We start from the raw sequence: 10,502 nt of genomic DNA, 5'->3' as shown, positions 1-10,502 counted from the left end.
TTACAACCCTCGCTCCTTGACCCACGGATACACCACCATGCCTTCATCAAGGCTATTGATTCCATTAATAACAATGGTATCGCCACTTTCAAGCCCACCGATCAGCTTGTTGCCCTCTAAAGAGACAGACACTTTCGATACTTGGCCATCCTCAGCGACGCGCCACACCGAGGTGCTTTCGCCGTCAGTTTCAATGGCAGTGTCGGGAATGATGTTTTGGCTGGCCCCAGGTAAGGTTGCCGTCACTTGTGCCGCCATGCCCGGCAAAACGTTCACGTTAGCGGGGCGCGGTAAGGTCACCGTAATGCGGTAAGACGCTGTGGTGGTATCCGCTTCGGTATCCACTTCTTTCAACGTGGCAGGAAAGCTGCTGCCTGGGTATGCATCAAAAGAAATCAACGGCTGGTGGGTTTCCAATTCTGATTCAGAGTTGAAGTATTGGAAAAGGCGTTCAGGAAGTTGAAAGCTCACGTTAATCACATCTTTGGTTTGGATGTTCATCACGGGCTCCATGGCATTAACGAACTCATTGCGCTCTTTCACTCGCAGTGAGATCGTGCCGCTGTATGGCGCTCGCAATGTGGTGTAGTCATAGTTTGATTGCGCAAGGTCTAAACCCGCCTTGGCTTCACTCAAGCTCGATTTCGCGCTATCAAAGTCTTGCTCCGAGATAACATTGGTTTTCTTCAACTTAACCGCACGGTCATATTGCACTTTAGAGAGACGGTAACTTGCCTTCGCTTTTGCCAGCAGCAAACCGTATTCATCTTTATCTAATTCTGCAAGCACATCACCCACGACCACATCTAACCCAGATACAGCGGGCATGTCCGTGATCTCTCCAGAGACACGGAACGCCAGCACAGCTTGGTCATCTGCTTCGACGGTGCCTGAGAAGGTGCGATTTATGTCGCCATCCCCGATCGAGACGGTCATCATTTTGGCAGGTCTTGCTTCGGGTTCTGGTACGGGGGGCTCTTCACTGCATGCGATGAGTGATAACGAAATAAACGCTATCGTCAGCGTTCGTTGCATTGGACTCTCCTTTTCGCGAAATGGTTGTCCTATGCGCAAACAATCATAAGATGATCAAGTTCAAGGCTCTTGGCGGCGCTTAACTCGATGCAAATCATTTACGCATATCATTCACGGTATAAATATGATTATTAAAACTTAGTCACTCCAGCCAACTACACCAACATTCCTTACACAAATGAAGAAGATTCGTTAACTTCGCGTGACGATCTGTCAAATGTTCCGAGAATTGAGAAAAAGTGATTGAGAAAAATAGAGGCGCATCAACAATGCAACAGAGACAGTAACAATCAGTGAAGCATGACATTGTCATCGGATTCGCCAATGAGACGATATGAGGGAATCAACACCCAACGAAATAAAGCGATAGGGATATGCAACTCAATGATTATTAGCAGAGAGGCAAAGACAGCAAGAAGGCTGCGCCGTTAAACAGCGCCGAGGGCTTCTACTTCGCGAACAATGGCGCGTGCATTCTGGTTGAGTAACGGCAGATAAGCACGCAATGCATGAATATCGTCAGAGGGGTACTTTTCTATCTCAAGGCACAGCGTAGACAGTTCAGATGCCCCTATCATGGCGGCTGCGCCTTTCATGCGATGAGCGATTTTTCTGAGACTGGTGAAGTCTTTTTCATTCAATGCAACTTCAAAGGCCTCAATGTCGCTGAGTTGCGTCTTAACGTACTTACCCAAAATACGTTGAATCATTTCTTCGCTATCGCCAATTTGGTCGCGGATTTGATCAAGGTTGATTTTCGATTCACTCGCGAGCACCTCTTCGTCTTGCTCAATTGAAGCAATGTCCGCTTGAGGCACAAACTTGTTTTCAAACTCAGTGAGATTAATGTCGATACCAACAAAATCAGGTTGCTCCTCGCGATGAATTTTATCGTTTGGCACGTACAACAACATCAAATTGACCAGCTGATCTTTGGTAAACGGCTTCGCCAAATGTGCGTTCATGCCCGCTGCCAAACAACGCTCCGCATCACCAGATAACGCATTCGCCGTGACGGCAATGATCGGTGTTTCGCTGTCGAATTTACGAATGCGTTGCGTGGCTTCAAATCCGTCCATTTCCGGCATTTGGCAATCCATAAGAATAAGGTCATACGGATTGGCTTTATGTTTGTCCAAGGCGACACGGCCATTATCTGCCAATGTGGAATTGCACCCTAAGCTCTGCAGCACGAGCACCATCAAATCTTGGTTCACCAAGTGGTCTTCCGCAATGAGCACGTTCAGGCCGTCAAACCGCACTACGCCATCCTTTGCGCTATTGTCTTCAAATGTAGGTAACTCTTTGTCTGCGCACAGCACGTGGTAGAGCACTTCAGGGCTGATGGGGTTAATCAAACACGGCATGCCCTGGCCTTCTACCATGCCATCATGGCTGATCAAAATGGCCGAGGATGACGCGCTAATGGCTGCATGCACTTCACCCGCGACATCTTCATCAACGAACAAAATGGCGCTGCTCGCCACTTCTGTCGGCAATTCTGATTCTGGTGAATATTGGGTAACAGTGAGACCCAGTTCTGTTAGGTAGGATTTGAACACCAACATTAATTGGTCATCGCGCGTTGCAACCAGCGCGTGTTGCTCAAGCGTGTCGCCAAGTGGCGGCAAGCTACTGAATAAGGTTTCAGGATGGTTTTCCAACCCTTTCAAGGGGACATCAACAGTGAAAGTGGTCCCCATTGCATCGCGGCTGGAAACGCGAATGTCCCCTTCCATCAAATCAACCAATTTGCGGCACACTGGCAAGCCGAGACCGGTGCCCTGATAAGAGCGGCTATATGAGCTATCGACCTGCGTGAAGTTTTCGAAGATCGTATCGAGTTTATCCGCAGGAATACCAATGCCCGTGTCGATCACTTCCAATCTGAGCCACGGCGCTTTGTTCACTTCAATTTGGCTGACGTGCACCATGATTGAACCTTGCTTGGTAAACTTCACCGCATTACCCACCAAGTTCAAAATCACCTGCTTATAACGCACCTGATCAAGCATCATCCAGCGCGGCAAATTTGGTTCAATGAAGCAGTGCAGGCGTAAGTTTTTCTCAACGGTTTTGGCGTGAAACACCACTAGCGCTTCGTGAACAAGATCAGGCAGCTCGCTTTCTGTTTCGAGCAACTGCATTTTACCCGCTTCAATTTTGGTTAAATCCAATACGTCATTGATGATGTTGAGAAGCGCATTGGAAGAATGCACCAAGGTATCCACAAAGTAAGATTGCTGTTGGTTCAACGAGGTTTCACGAAGCAAATTAGACATACCCACAATGCCATTCATTGGCGTACGAATCTCGTGACTCATCATGGCGAGGAAATTGGTTTTGGCTTCGTTAGCGCGCTCCGCATCTTCTTTCGCTTTGACCATCTCACTCGAGATCAAATCATTAAGTTTTTTCTGGCGAACAAAGTTAACCATGGCACTCAAGCTCGAAAGAACAGGTTCAATCCATGATTGCAGATCGTCATCGTAATTCGTTGATTCATCGAACAAACACACCACACCCACCAATTGGTTTGACAGGAACAATGGCATGCTGAGCGCATTGATGATCAGCTTATTGTTGTTGGTCGCAAGGCCCGCCACTTGAAGGCTACGGCTGCCCTTTTTGGTTTCTATCACGTCAGTGACGACGTTTTTCACAAACCCTTCTGACACATAGCCATTCGCAATCAAACGTGTCTGAGAAAGGATTCGGTAGTTATCTGGTGCTTCATGGTCGAGTTCGACAATCAAGCCGTGGTTACTTTCACCGATTTTAAGCAGGATCTTGAGCACTTCTTTGAAGCTGTGGTGGAAATCTTCACTGGCGAGGAATTTGTCTTGCAGCGTTTTCACAGCAGAAAACAGCTCAGCCCCTTTCGACACTTTAATTTTGTCGAGGTACTGCTCAGTAATGTCGCGAATGATGGCGACTTGAAGCTGCTCGTCGTTAACGGTGATTTTGGTTGAACGCACCTGAATGATGACTTTGTCATTTGCACGCATCAATTCATAGTTCAGGCTTTTGGTGTTGAAGCCATACAAAGCTTGGGAAAAGTATGCACGCGAGTCCGGCACAACCTTGGAGATAATGTCAGACAGGGAGACATCTTCATCACTGACGTCATCCACCTCAAACAGCCGTCGCGCTGCTTCATTCAATGTGGATACGCGGTGGTCGTCCGCTAACACCACCAAGCCGTCGTTGTAGCTATGAATAATGGTGTTGAGGTAATTCTTACTGGATTCAATTTCTTTAATGGCGCGGGCGTATTTCCAAATCAAAAACATGATCATCAGATCGAGCAAAAACACCTGAGCGATGCCTGATACGATTTCTGATGTCAGCGTGCTTTCAATGGGGCGCGGATCTTCATAGATGATCAACTCGCCCACAGGACGAGGTTTATCTAATTCGCCGTAGATAAGCGGGTAAACGTGGAGTTTAAACTCGTTGTCTACCCTGCCATCCTTTGGTGACGTGATATGACGAAAGTTGTCGTCTTTGGCGACAACTTCAATGCGATACACAAAGCGGGAAGCAGATTCACTTTCAATGTCTTTAATGACGGTTTCAAAGTCAAAATTCCACAATTGATTTGGCAAACGGTAGGACAAACGCATCGCGATGGATGACAATTCATTATCAAGTTCACCGTACAAACGATCATGTGTTTTGTAATAGTTGAACATCCCAAACAGGCTTAAAATCAGCGTTCCGCTGACAATCAGCACGACTGCAAGTTTGGTTCTCATTGTTACCGTCATATTTGTATTAGACCTGCATACTGGCGGTTATGTCTGCTGTGCTGGCTCGGGCTGCTTCAAAGTCCTTCAACACGGCTTTATCACTTAATTTCAGTTGGTTACACCAATGCACCAATCCATTCCAGTTTGCCTGGTCAATGTCATGGCTCATTTGCAAAAGATGCCCGTAAATCCCCTCTTTGTTTACGAGCGCGCGTTTCACGTCATTAGAGAGGTCAAGCTGAGCAACAATATCAGCCATAGGTTTACTCAACATGACATCCAATAAAGAAAACGCCCCCACGATAAATGCCTCATCGGGATTGAAGGCTTTGTCTTCAATGGACAACATGGAATAAAACGTTGCCCGTGACAGTGCCGCGTTTTGAAGCTGCGCGGCATGCTGATGATTCAGGTTAGACATAATTAACAAAGATACCAAGCGTCTAAGTGCCTGAACCCCCAGATAAACAACAGCTTGTCGAGGATTTGAGATTTTACTGGTCTTGGTTTTCGCCAAAATGTTCGCGCTAGCAATCACCTTATAAAGCAAAGAGACATCTTTCGAAATCACCTTGGTTAAGGTGTCGATGTCATCGGGGTTTTTATTGATGATGATGCAAATATCCAGCAGTGACATCACGGATGGCGCGACATCCTCTGAACGTACAATCTGAGGTTTTTCGAAGAAATAGCCTTGGAACAAGGCAAAGCCATAAGATTGGGCCGCTTCTAGCTCTTCTTGCTTTTCCACTTTTCGGGCAAGGAAAACCTGTTGCGGGTATTGGGAAATCGTATATTCCCAATCAGCAGGGTTATCGCGTTCCATGCTGATACTTAAAATGTCGATGAGTTCTAAATAGTTACGCCATTCGTTATTGGTGACTTTGCCATCCATCAGAATGCGATACCCTTCCGCGCGATAAGCACGCAGTTTACTCACGAGTTCCGCTGTCGGTGAGCAATCGTCGGTCACGGCGATGATCAGATGCTGGCTCGGCATAGACAAAGGGATTTCATCAAGTAACGAAGATTCCCCAAAGCTCACGATGTATCGCGTGAGTTTTTGCTTAGAATTGCTCGCGAGGAAATTCGCACTCAGGATCCGCGATGTGGCTGTGTCTTCATCAATGGAAGGAAACTTGTTTTCTAACCCTTCACGGAAAAGCAACTCACTTCCCCAATGTTGCAATTCATTGTCAAAGATTGGTTGACATGAAAAAAAAATCTCAGCCACGCTTTCTCTATCCCGTTAGTAAGACACATTTTAAAGTTAGACCAAAGTTGATTTTTTTCCTTCTTTTTCCGTTAAATAGCGCTATTTCTGGAGGGAGTTAAAATTATAACTGTAAAGAGAATAACCATAAAAAAAGGAAGCCAATGGGCCTCCCTTTTTTAAGATTCAATCAGTTACCGAATTTTATGCGGTTAAACTACGCAAGTTCTTCTATGCGAAATGGAATACGCTGAGGTTTGTTACTAAAGCCACTCACTGTCACATTTTCAATAGCGTCTTCATCACCATCGACTTGCGCCCACAGGAGCGACCGTTTGTTCAAGATCTCGCCCTGCTCGAACAGGTAACGGTATTTACCGCCTTGGTAACAATGCAAGTAGGAAGCAAGCGCCCCTGCCGCACTGCCTGTCGCTGATTCTTCATCAATGCCTACGGCTGGCGCAAAGTTTCGGCAGCGCGCGGAAATGTCAGATTCAGCGGGTGTAATCGCAAACACATGAATGGCCGCCGTATTCGACGCAAGGTTAAATGCTTTAATGGCATCCAAATCTGGCGTGACCTTATTCAGCAGAACTTCATCAATCAAAGGCACAATAATGTCAGACATGCCTGTTGATACCGCTTGCACAGGCAACCCCGTCGCAAGAATGTCTTCACTGTGAAGACCAAGTAATGGGGCGATGTCTTCAGGGGTAAACTCAGCACCGAACGTTGGAAGGGCTTGCCCCATCGTGATACGTCCATCGGTTTCAATCTCGATGCTTAGCACACCCGCTTTGGTTTCTTGGCAGTACTTACCTGCTGCAATCTTTTCGGTTTTAAACAAGGTGGAGAAAGTGGCAATGGTGGCATGCCCACAGAAATCAACCTCTTCGGTTGGGGTAAAGAAGCGAACGCGAAAATCCGCCTTTTTCGATGAAAGAACGAACGCGCTTTCCGAATGACCGAGTTCAGCAGCAATCGTCTGCATTTGCGCAGCGTCTAACGAATGGGCATTTAAAACAACACCTGCGGGGTTTCCGCCTTGGTTATCAGCGACGAATGCGTTGACTACGTAGACTTCAATTACATCTGCCATAAATACCTTCCTTTGTTTTTTCTTATTTTCATCTCGCCAACTGTCATTTGTTACAGTGTTACAAAAATTTGAAAAACACAAGAAATTGAACAAAAACCGTGTCTCAGCGTGTGCTCTAGCCCCTTTTCAACGCTTTGATGTGCCCAAATTTGTTTGCGTTTCGACAACTAAATACGTGTTAACCCCCTCTCTGGGTGTCTCTTTGCTTGATAGCGTTGAGACTTTTTCCTTAAAATGGACGTCACATTGAAATTGGGTCTTATAGATATGATCGATTTAGAAAACTTGATGAAAGATGCGCCTGAGCGCGAACCTGACCTTCCTTTGCCTTCGATGGAAGAACAAAAGCGCATTGCTGCAGAATTGAAAGCGCTTGAAGAGAAAGGCGAACTGACGCCTGAGATTCTTGAAAAGTACTTCGGCGGCAAAACAACGCACTAAGTTTGCATTGCTGACCCGCTTTGATAAAACGCGCCCCATGGCGCGTTTTCTGTTTTCCCCGCGATATCTTTGCAAATGCCTATGAGCGGGAGTCGCCATACACAATCACGCCTTACTTGGTTGGCGTCACCTCTGGCGCTGGCCTTAGAATATTTTCAAACTGCGTCTCTGCTGCAAACATCGACGCCGCCAGTGCATTCAGCCTGTCCACACTGATTTGTTTCACCACACTCTCAGGATCCAGCAGCCCTTTTATGTCATATCCCCAAATGCCATAACGTGCAAGCGCACCAACCACTCTGTGACTGTCTCTGGCCATGCTGTTTATCTCTCGGGTTAACTGAACGCCTGCATTGTTCTTTTCTTGCTGCGTAACGGGACGAATCAGCTCGGCTTGTATCGCCGGCCACCGCCTTTGCAATTCATCTTCACGCATTGGATCAATCAGCGCCGTGAACGTGGCGACAAGTACCTTCTGACCGTCCCATGTCCACGCTGAAAAATACGGATCATAGTCGAATCCATGTCGCTCGCGCATGATGGCGTTGTATCGCGCTTGCATGACGCGATTGAGCATATCTTCTGCGAAGAACTGTTCCACATTGCGTTCTTCAACGTTCAATACATAGATTTTCTCTATGTAAGTCCGGTACTCCGGCGACGTCGCCACCACAACGCGCCCACCTTTTGTGCGTAATGTTGGAGATGATGAATCTGAAGGCGCTCTATGCGTCGTTAATCCGCCTAAATACTTGCCAGTCAGTTGCTGTATCACGCTCGGGGGTAAGTCCGATGCGACGTAGATTTTCATGTCACCGAGATCGGCGAACAGTCGCTGATAAACATCAACCACATCGGTAAAGGTTAACCGCTCGTAATCTTCTAGGTTGAGCCGTGATTCATAGGAATCATCTGGGTACATAAGCTGCAACGACGCGCGTTCAAACTCATCGTAGGGTGACGATTTCACACTGTTTAAACGGGCAAGGAGCCGCGATTTTTCTCGATAAAATGCCTCTTCATCAGGGATAATGTGTTCAATCATCAAACGAAGTGCATTCAATGATTCCGCCAAGGTATCGCTGCTGGTAGACAACGCGATATTGTGCGCAGTGCTATACACAGAAGGCACGATGGAAGCACTGAGGCCATCAAGGTGGTGATAAAAATCGTTGAGATCGATGCCGTCAACGTCGCCCCGTCGATAGGTTTCGTACAACATGTCCACCGCAGCACGTTCTCGGCGTGTTAGTGATGACAGGCCACCCTTCGCCTGCAACACAACGTGGCTATACCCTGTTCCATCATCCATTTGATAGAAAGTGGTCTGAACCCCATTGGGTAGCGACCATTGATACAGATCCCGCGCGACAGCTATAGGGGCTGAACGCTCTCTCACAGTGGTTGTGGGTTGCGGTATTTGAACCTGTTTATACTCGATACGTAAGGCTTCACCGGTTTGCGCGACAGCATCAAAGAACGCGCGTTTGAGCGCATCGGCGCTCGCCAGTGATTCACCTCTGCCATACGCGATGGTCAGTGACATATTTGATGGGGAAAGCAGTTCATCTAGACGGGCATTGATGTCCTCACGGGATAACGTCTCAAGGAAGCGTTGAAAGTTGTCGTTTTCTTCAAAAGCATCTTGCGGCAAGCGATTAATATACAGATTCGATACGGCGTTTTCGGCGTTATCGAGCGAGGAATAACTGTCCATGGAAAAATCGATGTTTTGGTATTGTTCAAACAATAACTGAAACTCACTCTCGCCAATGCCTTTGTCCCTCAGCGAGGCGAAGTCTCGTGCTACCGCATCCAGCACATCGTCTCGCACTTGTTGGTTGTGATCGACAGTGAACTCATACACGTTCCAACCAGGCACAAACGACACATTGCTGTAAACGCCGTTATTGTTAATTGCGCGTCGGTCGAGTTGTTCATTGAGCCGCAGTTGAATCGCATCCGTCACCATCCAATCAAGCCAACGCATGCGTTGTTCTTTTAGTGTGCTTGCGGGCATGTATCGCCCTTCTTTGATGTTCACGACAATGGCGGGTGACTGCCCTTGCTGACCAAACACCGTCAATGGATACTGAAACGCCTCCCCCACATCTGGCAAAGTGTGACGTTCAGGAAAGGCGCTTTCTGTCGGCAATGACGCAAAATCTTGATGAATCACTTGCTGTAATGCCGGCGCATTCATGTCACCGACCACGATTAATTGCATGCGATTCGCGCTATACCATTTCTTATAAAAACGGCTGAGTGACTCGGCGTTTGCCTTTGTTAACGTTTGTTCGGTGCCGATGGGGTCTCGCTCTATATAGGGCGTTCCGTTCAACACATCGTCATACACTTGAAGCTGCCATGACGATTGGGCTTTGTTGTCCAACCTCCATTCGCCGAAGATCACCGCTATCTCGTCTTTCACCGCCTGTTCATCCAGCGTAATACCATCGCCAATGTCTCTAAACCAACGCAGCGCATCGTCAAGCTTTTCATCGTCGGGCAGCGACAGTTGATACACAGTACGGCCGTAATCGGTCACGGCGTTGATGTCCGGCCCAAATTGCACACCAACAGCAGCAAAGGTTTTAAATACGGAATTGTTCGGGAAGTGTGTTGTGCCATTGAACGCCATGTGCTCAATGAAGTGGGCATATCCGCGCTCTTCTTCACGCTCATTAAGGCTGCCGACGTTGACGATAAGGCGTAGCTCAACGTCCTGCCCTTCAATGGGGTACAAATGGTAGCGAAAACCATTAGGGAGGGTTTCAGAAACCCAATGCTGTTCGGTCGTTAATGGCGGAGAAACGGAAAGAGACGAGCAACCAACCAGTAGCAAAACCATCAATAAAGAGGGAATGCGAAAGCGCATGGCGTTTCCTAAATAAATTCTTCTATTCATTAAGACATAGGCAACAGGGGAATAATTGCAATGGCAGACGCCTGATTACGGGTA

At 47.4% G+C, this 10,502-nt stretch carries 6 protein-coding genes; 1 reads left to right on the top strand and 5 read right to left on the bottom strand.

Annotation, left to right across the window (positions count from 1 at the left end; translation table 11 throughout):
• The 4 genes from EQP46_RS17180 to EQP46_RS17165 all read right to left on the bottom strand — a co-directional run bounded on the left by EQP46_RS17180 (nucleotide 1) and on the right by EQP46_RS17165 (nucleotide 7,099).
• Entirely contained in the window at nucleotides 1–1,035 is a 1,035-nt protein-coding gene (locus EQP46_RS17180) for an efflux RND transporter periplasmic adaptor subunit (RefSeq protein ID WP_129494804.1), read from the bottom strand.
• 428 nt (nucleotides 1,036–1,463) lie between these two features.
• The gene (locus tag EQP46_RS17175; RefSeq protein ID WP_129494803.1) at nucleotides 1,464–4,793 is read right to left on the bottom strand and encodes an ATP-binding protein; all 3,330 of its coding nucleotides are present in this window, start codon (nucleotides 4,791–4,793) and stop codon (nucleotides 1,464–1,466) included.
• A gap of 19 nt (nucleotides 4,794–4,812) precedes the next feature.
• The gene (locus EQP46_RS17170) at nucleotides 4,813–6,021 is read right to left on the bottom strand and encodes an EAL and HDOD domain-containing protein (protein WP_129494802.1); all 1,209 of its coding nucleotides are present in this window, start codon (nucleotides 6,019–6,021) and stop codon (nucleotides 4,813–4,815) included.
• A 196-nt stretch (nucleotides 6,022–6,217) separates the two neighbouring features.
• Nucleotides 6,218–7,099 carry a PhzF family phenazine biosynthesis protein gene (locus EQP46_RS17165; protein WP_129494801.1) on the bottom strand — a complete coding sequence of 294 codons (882 nt, stop codon included), beginning with the start codon at nucleotides 7,097–7,099 and terminating at the stop codon, nucleotides 6,218–6,220.
• A 267-nt stretch (nucleotides 7,100–7,366) separates the two neighbouring features.
• Between EQP46_RS17165 and EQP46_RS17160 the strand changes: the two genes are divergently transcribed.
• A complete protein-coding gene (locus EQP46_RS17160; protein WP_129494800.1) occupies nucleotides 7,367–7,540 on the top strand; it encodes a restriction endonuclease subunit S domain-containing protein in 174 nt (57 codons plus the stop codon).
• A 112-nt stretch (nucleotides 7,541–7,652) separates the two neighbouring features.
• Here EQP46_RS17160 and EQP46_RS17155 read toward each other — a convergent pair whose 3' ends face one another.
• Nucleotides 7,653–10,418 (bottom strand): M16 family metallopeptidase, encoded by a 2,766-nt coding sequence (locus EQP46_RS17155; RefSeq protein WP_129494799.1) that lies wholly within the window; start codon nucleotides 10,416–10,418, stop codon nucleotides 7,653–7,655.
• Nucleotides 10,419–10,502: the final 84 nt, after the last annotated feature.

The sequence above is a fragment of the Enterovibrio baiacu genome (assembly GCF_004120195.1).
Lineage (GTDB): Bacteria > Pseudomonadota > Gammaproteobacteria > Enterobacterales > Vibrionaceae > Enterovibrio > Enterovibrio baiacui.
This window is presented reverse-complemented; position numbering and strand designations above follow the sequence as displayed.

Coding starts and splice junctions, on each gene's coding strand:
- EQP46_RS17155 (WP_129494799.1), bottom strand. CDS start 10,418: ATGCGCTTTCGCATTCCCTCTTTATTGATGGTTTTGCTACTGGTTGGT.
- EQP46_RS17175 (WP_129494803.1), bottom strand. CDS start 4,793: ATGAGAACCAAACTTGCAGTCGTGCTGATTGTCAGCGGAACGCTGATT.
- EQP46_RS17180 (WP_129494804.1), bottom strand. CDS start 1,035: ATGCAACGAACGCTGACGATAGCGTTTATTTCGTTATCACTCATCGCA.
- EQP46_RS17165 (WP_129494801.1), bottom strand. CDS start 7,099: ATGGCAGATGTAATTGAAGTCTACGTAGTCAACGCATTCGTCGCTGAT.
- EQP46_RS17160 (WP_129494800.1), top strand. CDS start 7,367: ATGATCGATTTAGAAAACTTGATGAAAGATGCGCCTGAGCGCGAACCT.